At 40.7% G+C, this 17,962-nt stretch carries 17 protein-coding genes and 1 riboswitch; of the genes, 12 read left to right on the top strand and 5 right to left on the bottom strand.

The window, feature by feature from the left end; all coding sequences use genetic code 11:
• Positions 1–1,433 precede the first annotated feature (1,433 nt).
• Positions 1,434–2,540, top strand: coding sequence for an AAA family ATPase (locus HMPREF9010_RS06600; RefSeq protein WP_004306902.1), 1,107 nt, complete (start codon positions 1,434–1,436; stop codon positions 2,538–2,540).
• A 263-nt stretch (positions 2,541–2,803) separates the two neighbouring features.
• On the opposite strand, the gene HMPREF9010_RS06605 is transcribed toward HMPREF9010_RS06600, so the two are convergent.
• Entirely contained in the window at positions 2,804–3,028 is a 225-nt protein-coding gene (locus HMPREF9010_RS06605; protein ID WP_004296847.1) for a winged helix-turn-helix domain-containing protein, read from the bottom strand.
• Positions 3,029–3,339: 311 nt separating this feature from the next.
• Between HMPREF9010_RS06605 and HMPREF9010_RS06610 the strand changes: the two genes are divergently transcribed.
• Entirely contained in the window at positions 3,340–4,197 is an 858-nt protein-coding gene (locus HMPREF9010_RS06610; protein WP_004296845.1) for a GyrI-like domain-containing protein, read from the top strand.
• Between the two features lie 64 nt (positions 4,198–4,261).
• On the opposite strand, the gene HMPREF9010_RS06615 is transcribed toward HMPREF9010_RS06610, so the two are convergent.
• The 3 genes from HMPREF9010_RS06615 to HMPREF9010_RS06625 all read right to left on the bottom strand — a co-directional run bounded on the left by HMPREF9010_RS06615 (position 4,262) and on the right by HMPREF9010_RS06625 (position 6,552).
• On the bottom strand, positions 4,262–4,633 hold the full coding sequence (locus HMPREF9010_RS06615; protein ID WP_004296844.1) for a VOC family protein: 372 nt from the start codon (positions 4,631–4,633) through the stop codon (positions 4,262–4,264).
• Positions 4,634–4,727: 94 nt separating this feature from the next.
• Entirely contained in the window at positions 4,728–5,531 is an 804-nt protein-coding gene (locus HMPREF9010_RS06620) for a helix-turn-helix domain-containing protein (protein ID WP_008650408.1), read from the bottom strand.
• 151 nt (positions 5,532–5,682) lie between these two features.
• Positions 5,683–6,552, bottom strand: coding sequence for a DUF6845 domain-containing protein (locus tag HMPREF9010_RS06625; RefSeq protein WP_008650407.1), 870 nt, complete (start codon positions 6,550–6,552; stop codon positions 5,683–5,685).
• A gap of 122 nt (positions 6,553–6,674) precedes the next feature.
• On the opposite strand from HMPREF9010_RS06625, the gene HMPREF9010_RS06630 reads away from it, so the two are divergent.
• The 7 genes from HMPREF9010_RS06630 to pncB all read left to right on the top strand — a co-directional run bounded on the left by HMPREF9010_RS06630 (position 6,675) and on the right by pncB (position 12,796).
• Positions 6,675–7,001: a cupin domain-containing protein gene (locus tag HMPREF9010_RS06630; RefSeq protein ID WP_008650406.1), complete on the top strand. Its 327-nt coding sequence runs from the start codon at positions 6,675–6,677 to the stop codon at positions 6,999–7,001.
• Positions 7,002–7,312: 311 nt separating this feature from the next.
• Entirely contained in the window at positions 7,313–8,251 is a 939-nt protein-coding gene (locus tag HMPREF9010_RS06635; RefSeq protein ID WP_004306900.1) for a DUF1848 domain-containing protein, read from the top strand.
• A gap of 372 nt (positions 8,252–8,623) precedes the next feature.
• Entirely contained in the window at positions 8,624–9,403 is a 780-nt protein-coding gene (locus HMPREF9010_RS06640) for an SDR family NAD(P)-dependent oxidoreductase (RefSeq protein WP_004296838.1), read from the top strand.
• A 137-nt stretch (positions 9,404–9,540) separates the two neighbouring features.
• Entirely contained in the window at positions 9,541–10,146 is a 606-nt protein-coding gene (locus HMPREF9010_RS06645) for a TetR/AcrR family transcriptional regulator (protein ID WP_008650405.1), read from the top strand.
• Between the two features lie 4 nt (positions 10,147–10,150).
• A complete protein-coding gene (locus tag HMPREF9010_RS06650) occupies positions 10,151–10,876 on the top strand; it encodes a hypothetical protein (protein WP_008650404.1) in 726 nt (241 codons plus the stop codon).
• Between the two features lie 44 nt (positions 10,877–10,920).
• The gene (locus HMPREF9010_RS06655) at positions 10,921–11,451 is read left to right on the top strand and encodes a hypothetical protein (protein WP_008650403.1); all 531 of its coding nucleotides are present in this window, start codon (positions 10,921–10,923) and stop codon (positions 11,449–11,451) included.
• A 169-nt stretch (positions 11,452–11,620) separates the two neighbouring features.
• On the top strand, positions 11,621–12,796 hold the full coding sequence (gene pncB / locus HMPREF9010_RS06660) for a nicotinate phosphoribosyltransferase (protein WP_008650402.1): 1,176 nt from the start codon (positions 11,621–11,623) through the stop codon (positions 12,794–12,796).
• Between the two features lie 137 nt (positions 12,797–12,933).
• Here pncB and HMPREF9010_RS06665 read toward each other — a convergent pair whose 3' ends face one another.
• On the bottom strand, positions 12,934–13,257 hold the full coding sequence (locus tag HMPREF9010_RS06665; protein ID WP_004296832.1) for a thioredoxin family protein: 324 nt from the start codon (positions 13,255–13,257) through the stop codon (positions 12,934–12,936).
• Between the two features lie 170 nt (positions 13,258–13,427).
• Positions 13,428–13,632: riboswitch (cobalamin riboswitch) on the top strand.
• 131 nt (positions 13,633–13,763) lie between these two features.
• Here HMPREF9010_RS06665 and accC point away from each other — a divergent pair.
• From accC to HMPREF9010_RS06680, 3 genes are read left to right on the top strand one after another with little or no spacing between them, the layout of a single operon-like run.
• Positions 13,764–15,278 (top strand): acetyl-CoA carboxylase biotin carboxylase subunit, encoded by a 1,515-nt coding sequence (accC, locus tag HMPREF9010_RS06670; RefSeq protein WP_022199080.1) that lies wholly within the window; start codon positions 13,764–13,766, stop codon positions 15,276–15,278.
• Positions 15,279–15,300: 22 nt separating this feature from the next.
• Entirely contained in the window at positions 15,301–15,810 is a 510-nt protein-coding gene (locus tag HMPREF9010_RS06675; RefSeq protein WP_008650400.1) for an acetyl-CoA carboxylase biotin carboxyl carrier protein subunit, read from the top strand.
• A 20-nt stretch (positions 15,811–15,830) separates the two neighbouring features.
• Positions 15,831–17,366 carry an acyl-CoA carboxylase subunit beta gene (locus HMPREF9010_RS06680; RefSeq protein ID WP_004308982.1) on the top strand — a complete coding sequence of 512 codons (1,536 nt, stop codon included), beginning with the start codon at positions 15,831–15,833 and terminating at the stop codon, positions 17,364–17,366.
• The last annotated feature ends 596 nt before the right edge of the window (positions 17,367–17,962 follow it).

Genomic DNA, 17,962 nt, shown 5'->3' with positions numbered 1-17,962 from the left:
CTCTTGCCAATTTTCTTTGCGAATCGGACTGCAAAGATAAGAACTTTATTTATTATAATCCAAACTTTTTCGGAAGTTTTTTTGTTCTTTTCTTTAAGTGGGATTCCACTTTTTCACTAAGTCAATTTTTCAAGGCTTTCTTCTCTTGGAAAGCGGGTGCAAAAGTACGCCCTTTTGGTATACACTCCAAATATATCAAACTATTTTTTCTAAGTATTTTTGAATACATTTGCTAAAGTGCTGATGCATAACGATGTTGTAGAACATATTTTTATGTATAGGGAAATTGTGTGCGGAAACGACGAGAGGGCTACACATTATTATATCACACGCGGGCGCGTAGGTGCGCCGGGAATCAGTTTGCGTTAGGGAGCAATTAAAGAATCAGTTCATTAAAATAAGAGGAAAGAAAGATAGATATAAGAGATAGTGGTTTTATAGTGGATTCCATTCCTTAGTTTGATTCATTAATATGATACTTGTATGAGAATGATACGTAGAATCTTCACTTTACTGAAAAGGATTTTTCTTTTTCATTTCTCATGTTCTCATAATATACACAATAATCAGCTGTGAATCAAACAGATAACACCATGAGAAATAAAATACAAAAGGGCATTTCTCATAGCTTTTCCGTGATTTAGTCCGTAAAATCGAGCATTTCTCATAGGGTTTAAACTATTTCTCATCTTATTCTCATACTCCGTCTATACATTTTACTCATTTCTCATACAGTATAATTGTAGTTTTTCCGGACTTTTGCCGGATTTACGATTACTCCTTTCCTTCTTCGGTTTTATTAAGCAACTTCTTGCTATTTACTACTTTCCTGTATGTTATTCACCTTATACCTTTATGTTTTTCCCTAATCATTGTTATTTCTTCCTACCACTATTCGTATCGTTGCACTCTAGTGAACAGATCGTTGCACTGGAGTGAACGGTTCTATCTACTCTAGTGAACAGACCTTTCCACTCTAGTGGAACGATTCAGATACCGGTAGGAAAACATGAGAATATCTACTCCATACACTTTCATAAACGCTTTATAATATATTATTAATCAATACATAACTGAATATGTAGCATTGAATCTATTACAATTAATTAGCCTCTTTGCCCTACGAAAGATTATGAGAAATGCCTTGAAAAGCTATGAGAAATACTTTGTTTTGTGGACAAAATGCTGGTAACACTATGAGAAATACCCTTTTGTGTTTTATTTCTCATAGTATTATATAACTGATTTGAAGATTGTTATCACATATATTATGAGAACATGAGAAATGAAAATGAAAAATCATTTGCAGGAGCTTTGATATAAATACAGGAAACTATCCACACCTATGTTTTTCGAGAAAATGATAAATCGGTTCAGTTCATATCATAGATTTATTTCGTACCTTTGCCATTCTATTTATATAAAAAGAAAAAATGAGTAAAGAATACACACTCGCAGATTTCACAGATATTTTTGATTACTCCACAGGATGGTTCAGCGACAGTAGCATTTGTAGTCTATTCTATCAGATATTCAAACGATTCCCTTCCATGAAAATGGTAAAATATAAAGTAAACCAGGATTTTCTGAAAGAAATCAAGGAACTTTATCAGCAAGATGACGCGTTCGATATATTCGAGCATGTGTACTGCAATCATTTTGAAAATGAAAAAGAAGAAGAGGAGGAAGAAGAAGATAATACATCTACAAAAGAGTTATACGACTGTATCGTTATCTGCAAAAAGAATTTGATGATCGGCTATTTTGATAATTGCGTAAAGATTGTCTATTCCAATATCGACAAGGAGGAAATCAATCAGATCAATCAGATTTGCGAAAACCACAAGAAGGAAAATGAGAAACTTAACAATCTATTTATAGTAACATACTCTCATAACTACTTCAGCCTGAAACAATCGCAAGTTAATGAACCTGCTATTCAGATTGATCGTCACTATAACGATGATTTTGTTCCCGTAGCTGCCGAGATCGAAAACTTTCTGCTGGAGGACAACAAAAGCGGATTAATCATTTTGCATGGAAAACAGGGTACAGGAAAAACGACTTATATCCGCCACCTTATCAATCTTGGAAAAAAGAGAATGATCTATATGAGTGGAGACCTGGTAGATAAACTTTCGGATCCGAGCTTTATCACTTTCATCCGCCAACAAAAGAATTCTATCTTCATCGTAGAGGATTGCGAAGAACTATTGTCAAGCCGCAACGGAGGCAACCGTATGAATGCCGGCTTAGTCAACATACTGAATATTAGCGACGGGCTATTGAGCGATGAATTGTGTATCAAATTTATCTGCACCTTTAATGCTCCATTAAAAGATATCGACGAAGCATTGCTTAGAAAAGGACGTCTGGCTGCCCGATACGAGTTTAAAGACCTGACTACTGATAAGGTTAATCAACTAATCAAGGAAGAAAGCCTGGATATTCCCGAACAGACACACCCCATGACACTGGCTGAAATCTATAATTACGAAGGAATGGATTTCTCCCAGGGAAGAAAACGGGTAGGATTCTAAAGATATTCTCCGGAATAGAATTGCCAGAGAAAAAACAGGCAATTATTATTGTGGAATACAAGTATATAAATTTTATCTACATCCGGACACGATTCGACATTTTTATACGTTTATTATACGTTAAAAGAGTTGCCCTATTATTGAGCAACTCTTTTAAATATAAAACTTCTTAAGTTCAAACTTAACTTGTGATACCTTATACGGACATATTCTTACTTATAAGTTAACGGAACTTCAAAGATATTCACTCACAAAACCTGCTATTATCCAAAGCTGAAGGGAAAAGCGCTTTCATCAGATAAAGCAATTAATCCATTTTTCCGTTGGATACAAATTTTGTTCTCTCGTGCCAACCAACCGGCGGCCAATGCTGTACTTTCTACGCTTAGGTTTAATCTTCTCGCCAATTCAGGTATTGAAATTTCACCAATTTCTTTCAGGGCATACCAGACCTTTCCGGCATTGTTCCCTACAATTGTTTTATCCATGGCTATTTTTATTAATAATTCGGTTACAATATAATCATTTTAATAATAGTTTATAACAAAACCGGCCTTTTTATTTTAGTTTTTGACATTATTTAAAACAAGAAAATCAATTTCGCAATTAACGGTTAAAAATTTGGTCATGGTTCACACCATAACACCACTGTAAGGTACATTATATATCAAAATAAATTCTCAAAACAGGTATAGGGCAACCATAGAAAGAAAATAGAAAGTTGACATTTCCGCAATATCGGACAAGTCATTTCGCTTTTTTACCAATACCTTTGCGAAGTGAAATACCAAAATTAGTTATGCAACAGAAAAAAACAACGAAAGAGGAATATCAAAAGTGCGTAAATGTTGTAGTGGAATACATCATCCAACATTTAGGAGAAGATATTGATTTAAAATCTCTGGCCAGAATTTCAAACTTTTCTCCTTTTTACTTTCACCGGATCATGAAAGCTTTTCTCGGTGAACCGATTGGTACGTTTATTGTCCGGACGCGGACAGAAGCTGCCGCACGCCTACTCCGCTACTCGGATATTCCGATTGCTGACATCGCCTACCGGATTGGTTACGCATCCCCTTCTTCATTATCGAAAGTGTTCAAGCAATTTTATGGCATTTCACCTTTAGAATATAGAAACAATAAAAACTTTGTAATTATGAAACCAGCGATTATCAGGCCAGACCTGGAACTAAAAAAAGAGATCAGAAATGTCTCCGAACGGAATGTGATTTATATCCGCCTTACAGGCGACTACAAACTGAATGATTACGGTGGCACTTGGGGCCGTTTATTCCAATTCATCAAAGAACAAAAACTGCCGATGGGAGATTTCAGCCCGCTTTGCATCTACCACGATGATCCGAAAGTGACGCCAGCCGAGAAACTGCGTACAGACGTATGCATGGTAATGCCTGTAAAGGTTGCCCCCAAAAGTGATGTGGGATTCAAGGTTATCCCAGCCGGACGTTATGCTATTTTCCTTTATAAAGGCCCGTATGACAATCTGCAAGCTGTGTACGATACGATTTACGGAAAGTATCTGCCCGAAATGGAATGTACGATACGTGATGAAGCCAGTGCTGAACGCTATCTGAACAATCCATGTGACACTCCCCCCGAAGAGTTGTTGACGGAGATCTATATTCCGGTAGAATAATCCGGATAAGGGGACGAAGGAACAGCAGTCACTTCCAGACAGGCTGTTCCCTCTTCCCTACCTGTTATTTTTCAGCATAGACGCCAATCCTGTTTCCTTCACTATCCGTGAATACGGCAAACCATCCTTTATCGTCTGCCTCAATCTTTGTTTTGGGAATGACAACTTTCCCTCCTTTCAGAAGCACTTTTTCCAGCGTTTGTTCAATATCCTCACAGTTGAAATGGATAAGTACGCCATGCGTTGAAGGAAGAAAGTCGAAATTTGAAGCATAAGAAATAGCACCGACGGTTTCACCTTCTTCCGTGAAACAAGCCATTTTCTCTGTTTCACATTCAAAAGTCGGAAGTTGCACACCCAACACAGTTTCGTAAAAATCGACAGCCCGACGGAAATCGGTAGCAGGAATCTCAAAAAATGCAATTAATTTTTTCATCTCGTTTCTTTTTTATGGTTACTACTAAGCCTTTGCAAAGACATTGCAAAAGTAGGGTAACACGAGGAAGCCCGATAGAAAAAAAGAGACATCTTTAGAGTTCAGAGAAATAATCGGAATAAGGGGCGCATACAGAAAGATACTCCGCAGGGGTATAACCGGAAAAGAGTTTGAATTCCTTTATCATGTGAGACTGATCGGAAAAGCCACATTCATAAGCCACTTGTACAAAAGGAATCGTAGCATCCTGTTGCAGCATGGATAACGCCCGTTGCATACGGATAATACGAATAAATTCCTTGGGAGTAGTGCCGACATAATCGGCGAAGATACGCCCAAACTGCTTACTGCTCAAACAGGCTGTTTCCGACAAATGAGAAATATTGATTTGCGGCCGGAGGTTTATTTCATGAAAGACAGCAGACATCCGCTTGAGATTATACTCGGGAAGAGTGTATAAACGACGAAGAAAAAACTGCTCTATCAACCGAATACAAACTGCATTATCAGAAGTATCCGTGACCTGTTTCACTAAATCCGACAGTTCTACATCTTCCATCGCATCGGTATCTACAGTCTGCCCACGGAACAAATGACTGGGTATATGAAACAATGCTTTTACCGCATAAGGTTGAAAAACAACAGTAATCATCTCTATCCTGCCTGTAGACATCACATCCGAGAAACCGACCGATTGTCCGGAAATAAAGGATTGGGGTTGCAGCTCCGACTCGCCCAACAAAAGAAGTTGTTTCCCTTTATGGAATACCAGTTGCATGCAGCCAATAGGCAGAATCCGTTCGGAGACAGGAGCTATTGAGTCGTCTTGCAATATCCAGTAATGCCGTATATAGGGAGCCAGTGCAAAACAGGGTTTTATCAGTTGAAATGATTGCATATAACAAAGATATTATTTCTTAATCCAAATGCAAAAGTAAAACTCCTGTTTAAAAGGGGATAGTAAAAAAAGGACTTCTTTACTTAATTAAAAAAGCATCCCCTGCTTGAAGAAACATGATTGCAACTCATTCAAACAGAGGAAGAATTCTTTAGATAACGGAAAGTCCATATTCGTAGGCTTCCGACATCGCATTGTAATCTGCATCGGAATATGCGCCTTTATCTCTTGCTTTCTGCATATCTTTCATAAACGATTCCACAGAAGACAGGAAGCTATAATAATTCTTTTGCTCTTCATCATAGCCTGTGACAGCAGGAAGTTTCTTTGCAGCTTCGAGTTCTTTCTTCAATTCTGCCATCTTCACATCAATGCGAGCACCCTCCAGTACATGTTTGCGGGAATAAAGATTCATTATGCTTTGCACAGTGCCGGACATCTTACGCATAGCCATGATTTGATCTTTCAACGGTTCGTCGGCAAGAAGTTCTTTTTCAGCCTGTTCCGTGAGAGGGCTTAGAATATCAAAAATCACTTGTTTATATTCGGACATTTCTACACTTAGCCGATAGTTTTCATCCAAGAGCTTGCCAGCCTTGGCTGTCTCTTTGGCCTGCTTGTAAGAGAGAAACTTATTAAAATTATCATAGAATTGCGCCCGTGCACTGAAAAGTCCTCTATAACTCTGCTTCAGATTCTGACGGACTTGTATATTAAAGTAATCTCCCGGATCCATCAATTCCGCAGTGTCTCTGGCAGATACTTCAGGCGGTGCTATCGGAGATACTTCAGGAACTTTTCCTGTCTGTTCCATATATCCCAAGACCGCATTTACGTCTTTTGCATTAGCTACATGCCTCAACACGATGAGCGATGTATGATAATAGTTTATCACTTTACTGACATTATCCAATTCCTCTGGAGTGACGGAGGACGCAGCCTGTTTCTTGTTTCCTCCCGAACAGGAAACCAATAAGAAAGCACCTATCAGTGCTCCAAACAATAAGATATTCTTCTTCATAATAATGGTTAGTTTATTGAGTCTTTCGTACTATAACAATAAAAATCGTTTTTTGTTATAGACAAACAATGCATATTCGAAAAGTGTTCTCTATATGATATTAACTTAAAAATAAAACAAATATGGAACAATCATTTCAAAAAGGAGTTGTGCTCCATTTGGCTTCTCTCATTGAATATACTGAAGGAGGCGTTATCAGCAAACAGTTAATCAAAAGTCCGGCAGGAAATATCACTTTATTTTCTTTTGATAAAGGAGAAGGGTTAAGCGAACATCGTGCCCCGTTTGATGCGCTCGTGCAGGTATTGGAAGGGGTAGTGAATATTACTGTAAACGGAACTCTGTTCACCGTAAAAGCAGGAGAAAGTATCGTATTTCCGGCGAATGCGCCGCATGCCCTTACAGCAGTGGAGAGATCTAAGATGCTGTTGACTATGATTAAGGAATAAACAATCATAGTGTATAAAAACAAAAAATGGCTACTCATCACGAGCAACCAATCTTTTGTTAACCTTAAATCTAATACTTATGAAAAAAACACTGTACAAAGGTACCATATTTCAGGTAAATAGCAAATTTTAGAGCCTAAACAGCCCATATTATAACAGGGTTTAATACTCTGGGAAGCGCATTAACATTTCAGACTTCACACGTTAACATTTAACATATTCATTCACACAAGCTACTTCTTGGGTAAGTAAGAATACAAAAAAGAGGGAATCATTGAAACAACATCGTCTTTTTTTTGTAACTTTGAACTATGATAATCAGTGCCAGCCGCCGGACAGATATTCCGGCATTCTATTCCCAGTGGTTTTTCAACCGGATTAAAGAAGGATATGTATTAGTGCCCAATCCATATCATCCGAAAATGATTAGCAAGATCTCTCTATCTCCTGCTGTAGTAGATTGCTTTGTTTTCTGGACCAAGAACCCGGCACCTATGCTCAACCAACTGGAGAAATTGCAGGATTACAACTATTACTTCCAATTTACACTTAACCCCTACGGAGAAAAGCTGGAAAATCATTTGCCCTCCATCGATAAACGAATGGATACCTTTAAAAAGCTGGCTGATAAAATCGGCAGGGAAAGGGTGATCTGGAGATATGATCCGATACTGACGAACGAGGAATACAATGTTTCTTTCCATCAGGAAGCATTTGCCCGGATTGCCGACGAACTCAAAGACCACACTGCCAAATGTATGCTGGGATTCATAGATCATTACCAGCATATCCGGAACTCTGTACGGTTATTCAACATCCATCCGCTGACTCAAGAGGAAATAGAAGAAATGGCTGTCTCCTTTAAAAAAACAATCGACGTTTATCCCGACATACAGCTGGATACTTGTACTGTAAAAGTGGATTTAAGACATTTAGGTATTCCGAGCGGCCTGTGTATTGATAAGGATCTGATAGAAAAGATCATCGGTTATCCTATCCTCGCCCAAAAGGATAAAAACCAGCGTAACATCTGCAACTGCATTGAAAGCATTGATATCGGAACTTATGAAAGTTGCCTGAACGGATGTATTTATTGTTATGCCATCAAAGGCAATTATAACACGGCAGTATATAATAGGAGGAAACATGATAAAAACTCACCGCTACTCATCGGCCATTTATCCGAAGATGATATCGTAAAGGAACGGGAGATGAAAAGCCTGCGGGATAACCAATATTCGTTGTTTTAATCTCTTCGGTCTGCAGTTGACTTACAGGCATAAAAAAAGGCTATCTATCCCAGACAGCCAATCTTTTGTTAACCTTAAATCTAATACTATGAAAAACACAGTACAAAGATACGGACTTTTCGGTTATCTCCAAATTTTGAGGCCAAAGCAGCGTATCTTATAACATGGTTTAATAGAATCAGAGCTGTATTAACAAATGAGTGGCCATGCATTAACATTTAACAGTTTTCTTAAATAATCAGAGCGTAAAACTGGAATAGATGCAAAAGTTTTCGAATCGAACACCTTATCTTATTAAAGAGAGTTTATGAGGGCTAACAAATTCCTCTGCCAGCTGTTTCTAATAGAAGGTAACCATCAAATTCCCATTATATGAACAGATTCGAAAATAAAGTAGTTGTCATCACCGGTGCCGCCGGTGGTATCGGCGAAGCAACCACACGCCGCATTGTCTCCGAAGGAGGCAAAGTAGTCATCGCTGACCATTCCGAGAAAAGAGCGGAGCAGCTTGCCAACGAACTCACGCACGCAGGGGCTGACGTGCGTCATGTCTATTTCTCCGCCACCGAACTCCAGAGTTGCAAAGAGTTGATTGATTTTTCCATGAATGAATATCAAAGAATAGACGTACTGATTAATAATGTAGGAGGAACTGATCCCAAACGTGACCTTAGCATCGAAAAGCTGGACATCAACTACTTTGACGAAGCATTCCATCTGAATCTCTGCTGCACGATGTATCTTTCCCAACAGGTCATTCCTATCATGACTGCCAATGGTGGCGGGAACATTGTCAACGTAGCTTCCATAAGCGGACTTACGGCTGATGCCAATGGTACTTTATACGGCGCCAGCAAAGCGGGTGTCATCAACCTGACGAAATATATCGCTACTCAAATGGGAAAGAAAAACATCCGTTGCAACGCCGTAGCTCCGGGACTGGTACTTACTCCCGCTGCATTGGACAACCTGAATGAGGATGTACGTAATATCTTCCTCGGTCAATGTGCCACTCCTTATCTGGGAGAACCGGAGGATGTTGCAGCTACCATCGCTTTTCTGGCTTCGAACGATGCCAGATACATCACCGGACAAACGATTGTGGTGGATGGCGGACTGACCGTTCATAATCCGACAGTGGCGTTATCATAAAACGACCGGATAACGTATTATCGGTAAAGATGATAGGTTATTAACCGGCAACCATTACAAAAAATAATCTCTTTTTCCTTGATGTTACCGATAGGAAACATATCTTTGTGACCAGTCAGTAACAAAAGTATCAAAGTATGGAAAAAGAGATTACTAAAAACAGACAGGCTACGGAAATGATCCTGATTAAAGCCGTCAACGACATCATTGAAGAAAGCGGCTTCGAGGGGTTGGGCATCAATGCGGTAGCAGCCAAGGCCAAAGTTTCAAAAATGCTTATCTACCGTTATTTCAATTCGCTGGATGGACTGATAGCAGCCTACATTCAGCAGAACGACTATTGGATTAATTTCGATGAAGAGTTACCGGATCAGGCTCATTTAGCCACATTTATCAAGCAGATATTCAAAAGACAAATCATGCGGTTACGGGAGAATTATACATTGAAACGCCTGTATCGCTGGGAACTGACAACGGACAATAAGTTTGTGAAAGAGTTGCGCAACAAACGGGAAGAGAAAGGAATCTGGCTGGTAGAGGCAGTCAGCAAACTATCAAAACATCCGAAAAAAGAGATTGCTGCTATGGCTTCCATCATCACCGCAGCCATCAGTTATCTGGCATTGCTCGAAGAAAACTGCCCGGTCTACAACGGCCTCAAGATTCAGCAGGAAAGCGGCTGGGAGGAATTGGAAGAAGGCATCAATCTATTAGTAGACCTCTGGTTACAAAAACAACTCTAATCAAATGAATAAAATGACAATAATGGGAATATGGTTTCTTTCTCTATTGATAAATAGTGGATGCAACCGGGATTTAGTAGAATACGACAGTAACGATCTTAAAATATCTATTGAAAAAGGGGAAGAGTGGTTGCATAATTTTCCTTTGTTTCTAGGCATCAACATCAAAAATCCGCCCCAGATTGCAATCTGGACTGAAGACATGGAAGGGAATTATCTGTCCACCGTGTATGTGACACACAAAATAGCCACTCAATCCTGGCAAGCCTCCGGCGGTAACCGCCGAAAGGAAGCGCTGCCGCATTGGTGTTATCAACGGGGAATCCAATATGAAGACGGGTTATATCTCCCTAGCAAAAAGGAACCGTTGACGGACGGTATCAGCGGAGCTACTCCGAAAGGTAGTTTTAATGTGAAGATGTCGCCAACCGGGAAGTTGAAGAAGTTTATAGTCAAAATTGAAATCAATCATTCTACAGATTTCAATGATGCATATCCGAAATCGGCCAAAGAAGGAGACGCCAATTACTCCGGTGGAAAAGAAGGGAGCGGACAGCCTGCCCTTGTCTACGCAGCAGAAGTGGATTTGACTTCCGGCAAGAAAGAATTTACAGCCAAACTGATCGGACACAGTAGCCCGGATGGAAGTAATGGAGATCTTACCAAAGATACTTCTTCACTCACAACTGCATTGCATATCGTTAAAAGTATAACCGTGTATGTGCAATAGCAGTAGCTAACCATAATATTATCAAACTCTATCCTTGCATCATTATGAGGAAATTTATATTCATCTTTGCGCTGCTATCTTTCATCACTGTATGTGCCGACGGACAAACAGACAGCAGACGTCTCTCTTACACTACATATATCGGGACAGGTTTTTCTATGAATCAGCCTTCTTACACGCCTTTCAACTGGCAAATCGTCAGTCACTACCACATCAGTCAACGGTTTGCCATCGGTGCGGGTAGCGGACTTTCTGTTTATGAAAAACTACTCATTCCGCTTTATGCCAGTGCGCAATTTTATATAACGAAGCCCAGGAGACTGACTCCTTATCTGGAATGTCATATCGGTGGGTCTTTTGCCACAGACAGAGAAGCAAACGGAGGCTTTTACCTCTCTCCTTCCATCGGTGCACAATTTAAGGTCAACCGGAAATTTAAACTGAATTTGATGGCAGGTTATGAACTCCAGAAACTGGAACGGACAAAGAAACAGGAAGATCCGTATTTCCATACGACGTTTAAGGAAGAATTGTCACACCATTCCATTACGTTGAAAATCGGCTTGACTTATTGAGGTAACTATAATAAGAGATAAGTAATTTGCCATTGCAAACAGAATATATATTCAGATCCTGGCTTTATTCCCCTCGAATAAAAAAAGGCATAATTATTAATGATTAAGTCGTTATATTATTCAACAAATACTAACTTTACGACGTTATAAAATATAAAGAGCGAACGAAATGATTGTTAAGACATTACTAGATACCGATCTTTATAAGTTTACCACATCGTATGCTTATATCAAACTGTTTCCCTATGCAATGGGCACGTTTAGTTTCAACGACCGGAATGAAACTCAATATACCGAAGATTTCCTGAAGGCACTCAAGGCAGAGATCAAGAATCTTAGTCAGTTGAGGTTTACGGAAGAGGAGCTGGAATATATGACGAAAAACTGCAGATTCCTTCCGAGAGTCTACTGGGAGTGGTTGTCTTCTTTTCGTTTCGATCCGAATAAGATTGATATTCATCTGGATGAAGCTTGTCATCTCCACATCGAAGTGACTGACTTGCTTTATAAAGTGACTTTATACGAAGTGCCTTTGCTCGCTATTGTCTCCGAAATCAAAAACCGTTTCTTTGGCAATGTAGCAGACATGAACGAGATTCTTTGCAAGCTGTCGGAGAAAATAGAATTGTCGAATCAACATCAGCTTCGCTTTTCAGAGTTCGGCACACGGAGAAGATTCTCCATTGATGTGCAGGAAACGGTTATCAAGAAGCTGAACGAAACAGCGCAATATTGCACCGGAACTTCCAACTGTAACTTTGCAATGAAATATGGAATGAAAATGATGGGAACTCATCCACATGAATGGTTTATGTTTCATGGAGCACAGTTCGGATATAAACATGCCAACTATATGGCACTCGAAAACTGGGTGAATGTTTATGACGGTGATTTAGGTATCGCACTTTCCGATACATATACTTCCGGCATCTTCCTTAGCAACCTTAGCCGTAAACAAGCCAAACTTTTCGATGGAGTGCGGTGTGATTCCGGCAATGAATTTGAGTTTATCGATAAGCTGGTTGCCCGCTACAAAGAGTTGGGAATCGACGCGACAACCAAAACCATCGTATTCAGCAATGCCCTAGACTTTACAAAAGCATTGGATATTCAAGAATACTGCAAAAACAAAATCCGCTGCTCTTTCGGGATCGGTACCAATCTCACCAACGATACCGGGTTCGAACCTTCGAACATCGTGATGAAACTGACACAATGTAAGATGAATGTCAATCAGGAATGGAGGGAATGTATCAAACTGTCTGATGATGAAGGAAAACATACCGGCAGCCTTGAAGAGGTACAGGCTTGCCTGTATGAGTTACGACTCAACAGAAAGCAATAAAAATAAAGAAAAGCAGGAAGTACCTCACCGGAGAATACTTTCTGCTTTTCTTTATGCATACTAGAAGTATGCCAGACAAAGACATACCAGCATAGAATCAGCTACGCATATCATTGTAACAAACTATGCAATAATCGTCAGGATTTGAATCCTTTCACTGCTCTTTCCAATCTTTCCAAAGGTAATTCGCCGGATTGTCTCCAGAGCTGTTGTCCTTTTCTAAAAAGAATAAAGGTAGGAGTCGACTCAACTGTATAGAAATCTGTAAGGGCAGGTTCCTGATCGATGTCTACCAATACCACTTCCAATGTTCCTTCCATCAGTTTCTTAAATTCTTCAACAACCGGTTTCATACGTTGGCAATGAGGACACCACGTTGCATAAAACTCTGCCATTACCCAATCACCGTTAGCCAGTTTCTCCTGATTTCTTTCTTCACGAGCTATTTTCTTTTCTTTCATACGAATATCTCCTTTTAATTAATTACTATCAACCTAACAATATCAGGAGAAATATAGTTTAGAAAAGTAGCAAGGTTATACACTAATTAAAGAATCCTTATTTAAAGACAAGCATTGCACAAAAATGAAACTTTCGTGCAAAAAAGGAACATCTTATTTAATATTTATTTATCTTTGCCCCCCGAAATGGTTCAGAATCCGTATCCAACGGACGACGATTAATAGGGAATCGGGTGTAAGTCCCGAACAGTCCCGCTGCTGTGAAGCTCTGTTCAATGTCTTATAATTGAACTAATTTAACGCCACTGATGTTAATCGGGAAGGCAAATAAGACAAGAGTCAGTCAGAAGACCTGCCATTTTGTGTAAGACGCTCCCCTCCTCGTGGGTTAGGAGAAAGAGCATCACTTGTTAAGCCCCAAATCAAAAAAATACTGTTTTTCGTCGGGTGGAGTATGTCCATTAGATGGGAAGACATTAATAAGTATGTACTTAATTGAAAAAAGTATGATAAAAAAAATCTTAGTAGCCAATCGCGGTGAAATTGCCGTAAGGGTGATGCGCTCCTGCCGGGAGATGGAGATAACGAGTATCGCTATCTTCTCCGAAGCAGATCGGACCGCGAAGCATGTGCTTTATGCAGACGAAGCTTATTGCGTAGGGCCGGCAGCATCCAAAGAGAGTTATCTGAATATAGAAAAAATCATCGAAGTGGCGAAAGCAGCTCATGCGGACGCCATCCATCCGGGTTACGGCTTCTTGTCCGAGAATGCTACCTTCGCCCGTCGATGTCAGGAAGAAGGAATCATCTTTATCGGACCTAATCCGGAAACAATGGAAGCCATGGGGGATAAAATTGCTGCCCGTATCAAAATGATCGAGGCGGGAGTACCCGTTGTTCCCGGCACACAAGACAATTTGAAAAGTGTGGAAGAAGCCATAGAACTTTGCAATAAGATCGGATACCCGGTGATGCTGAAAGCTTCTATGGGCGGTGGTGGAAAGGGTATGCGCCTCATCCACAGTGCCGAAGAAGTGGAAGAAGCTTATACTACTGCCAAGAGCGAATCGTTGTCTTCCTTTGGCGACGACACGGTTTATCTGGAGAAGTTCGTTGAAGAGCCTCATCATATCGAGTTCCAGATTCTTGGTGACAAGCATGGAAACGTCATTCATCTATGTGAACGCGAATGTTCCGTGCAACGCCGTAACCAGAAAATCGTAGAAGAGACTCCTTCGGTTTTCGTCACTCCCGAACTACGGAAAGACATGGGTGAAAAAGCGGTAGCCGCGGCTAAAGCAGTAAACTACATTGGTGCGGGTACTATCGAATTTCTTGTTGACAAACACCGCAACTATTATTTCCTTGAGATGAACACCCGTTTACAGGTGGAGCATCCGATTACGGAAGAAGTGATTGGGGTAGATTTGGTGAAAGAGCAGATTAAAGTTGCCGACGGACAAGTGCTTCAACTGAAACAAGAAAATATCCAGCAACGTGGACACGCTATTGAGTGTCGTATTTGTGCCGAAGATACAGAAATGAATTTCATGCCGAGCCCGGGTATCATCAAACAGATTACAGAGCCGAACAGTATCGGTGTACGTATCGACAGTTATGTGTACGAGGGATACGAAATTCCAATCTACTACGACCCGATGATCGGTAAACTGATTGTATGGGCTACCAACCGCGAATACGCTATCGAACGGATGCGCCGTGTACTCCACGAATATAAGTTGACCGGTGTGAAAAACAACATCAGCTATCTGCGTGCCATCATGGACACTCCCGATTTCGTGGAAGGTCACTATGATACAGGATTCATCACCAAGAACGGCGAATATCTGCAACAACGCATCATGCGCACCAGCGAACATTCCGAAAATATCGCTTTGATTGCCGCCTATATGGACTACCTGATGAACCTCGAAGAGAACAACAGCGGTATGGCTACCGACAACCGTCCTATCAGCAAATGGAAAGAGTTCGGACTGCACAAGGGAGTGTTGAGAATCTAATTTTAACAAAGAGAATTCAATTATGGAAATTCATATAGGAAACCGAGTGGCCGAAGTAGAGTTGGTCAGTAAGGAAGATAACAAGGTGGTGCTTACCATTGATGGAAAACCGTTTGAAGCAGACGTAGTGATGGCGGAAAACGGCACTTGCAATATCTTGATGGACGGACGCAGTTCGAATGCACAGCTGATTCGCCGTGATAACGGGAAAAGCTATAAAGTGAATACGCATTATAGCAGTTTCAATGTAGAAATTGTGGACAGCCAGGCAAAATATCTACGGATGCGCAAGAAAGGGGAAGAGGAACAGAACGACTGCATCATTTCTCCGATGCCGGGCAAGGTAGTGAAAATACCTGTTGTAGCCGGCCAGGAAATGAAAGCGGGAGATACTGCCATCGTTATCGAAGCAATGAAGATGCAGAGCAACTACAAAGTGACTTCGGATTGCCGCATTAAAGAAATTCTGGTTCAAGAAGGTGATAGCATAACCGGCGAACAGACATTAATAACATTAGAACCGATTGCATAATAATAAGAACGGATTGCATTATGGAAGAAATAAATAAAGCATACGCCACGTTCGAGGAACGTGACCGCATCGCTTCTCTTGGTGGAGGCGTTGATAAAATAGAGAAGCAACATGAAAGCGGTAAAATGACTGCTCGCGAACGTATCGAGATGTTGCTCGATAAGGGTACTTTCGTTGAACTGGATAAGTTGATGGTTCACCGTTGTACGAATTACGGTATGGATAAGAACAAAATTCCGGGAGATGGTATCGTGTCCGGTTATGGAAAGGTAGACGGTCGCCAGGTGTTTGTTTACGCTTATGACTTTACAGTATATGGCGGCTCACTGTCAGCTTCCAATGCTAAAAAGATTGTGAAAGTACAACAACTTGCATTGAAGAACGGCGCCCCGATTATCGCTTTGAATGATTCGGGCGGTGCACGTATCCAGGAAGGGATCGAGAGCCTTTCCGGTTATGCTGATATTTTCTATCAGAATACAATGGCCAGCGGTGTGATTCCACAGATTTCGGCAATCCTGGGTCCTTGCGCCGGAGGTGCCTGCTACTCTCCTGCCCTGACCGATTTCATCTTTATGGTGAAAGAAAAAAGTCACATGTTTGTGACTGGTCCGGATGTAGTAAAAGCTGTGATTCATGAGGAAGTAAGTAAAGAAGAGCTGGGTGGCGCAATGACACATAGTAGCAAGAGCGGTGTGACTCACTTTATGTGCAATACCGAAGAAGAATTGCTGATGAGCATCCGTGAACTGCTTTCTTTCTTACCGCAGAATAATATGGATGAAGCTAAGAAAAAACCTTGCACTGACGAAACAAACCGCGAAGATACTTCTCTGGATACAATCGTTCCGGTAGACCCGAACGTACCGTATGACATGAAAGACATTATCGAACGTGTTATAGACAACGGCTATTTCTTCGAAGTGATGCCGAACTTTGCTAAGAATATTATCATTGGCTTTGCCCGTATGGCAGGTCGTTCGGTAGGTATCGTAGCGAATCAGCCAGCTTATCTTGCCGGTGTTCTCGATATTGATGCCAGCGACAAAGCAAGCCGTTTTATCCGTTTCTGCGATTGCTTCAATATTCCATTGATTACATTCGAAGATGTTCCGGGATTCCTTCCGGGATATACACAGGAAAACAATGGTATCATCCGTCACGGTGCAAAAATAGTTTATGCATTTGCAGAAGCCACTGTTCCCAAACTGACAGTGATTACCCGCAAAGCTTACGGTGGTGCTTATATCGTAATGAACTCCAAGCAGACCGGAGCTGACGTGAACTTCGCTTACCCAAGTGCAGAAATTGCTGTGATGGGTGCGGACGGCGCCATCAATATCCTGTTCCGCAAAGCTGACGAAGCAACAAAGGCCAAGGAACTGGAAGCCTACAAAGAAAAGTTTGCCACTCCGTATCAGGCTGCTGAGCTGGGATATATTGACGAAATCATTTATCCGAGACAGACTCGCAAACGTCTGATTCAGGCACTGGAAATGACGGAAAACAAGATGCAGACAAACCCGCCCAAGAAGCATGGTAATATGCCTTTATAACAACTAGATAAGGTGCGCAAAAGCACCACTCATAAAACGAGCTTGCAGAGATTCTATGATATACTTTAGGAGATTTGTAAGTTCGTTTCTTATTTGTAAGCCTGCCGTTTCTTTATATGTGACAAAAAAAACGGCACCTCGATTCACATCGCAGCACCGTCACAACACAAACACAAAATAAAACACGACAAAACTACTATGCAATCTTCCTGTCATGCCGGGGAGGCATACCTTGCTTGACTTATCTATATTCGCATACACACAAGAAGCTTTATCAGGCGATTTGCACAATAAATAACATAGATTTCCGGATTTTGTTCACAGGATTGATAAGATTTTATTCAATAATATGATAAGAAAATGAAATAACACGCCCTTTAAGGAATTCAAGAGAAACGAAAAAACGGTACCCGATTCACATCGCAGCACCGTCACAACACAAACACAAAATAAAACACGACAAAACTACTATGCAATCTTCCTGTTATGCCGGGGAGGCATATTCACTAGCCTATATATATTCGCATACCTACAAATAGCCATCAGGCGATTTGCATATATAAAACATTCAGATTTTTATTTTGTTCACGAAAGGA

The sequence above is a fragment of the Bacteroides sp. 3_1_23 genome (assembly GCF_000162555.1).
GTDB lineage: Bacteria > Bacteroidota > Bacteroidia > Bacteroidales > Bacteroidaceae > Bacteroides > Bacteroides ovatus.
The sequence above is the reverse complement of the archived record's forward strand: the minus strand, read 5'-3'. Positions and strand labels throughout refer to the sequence as shown.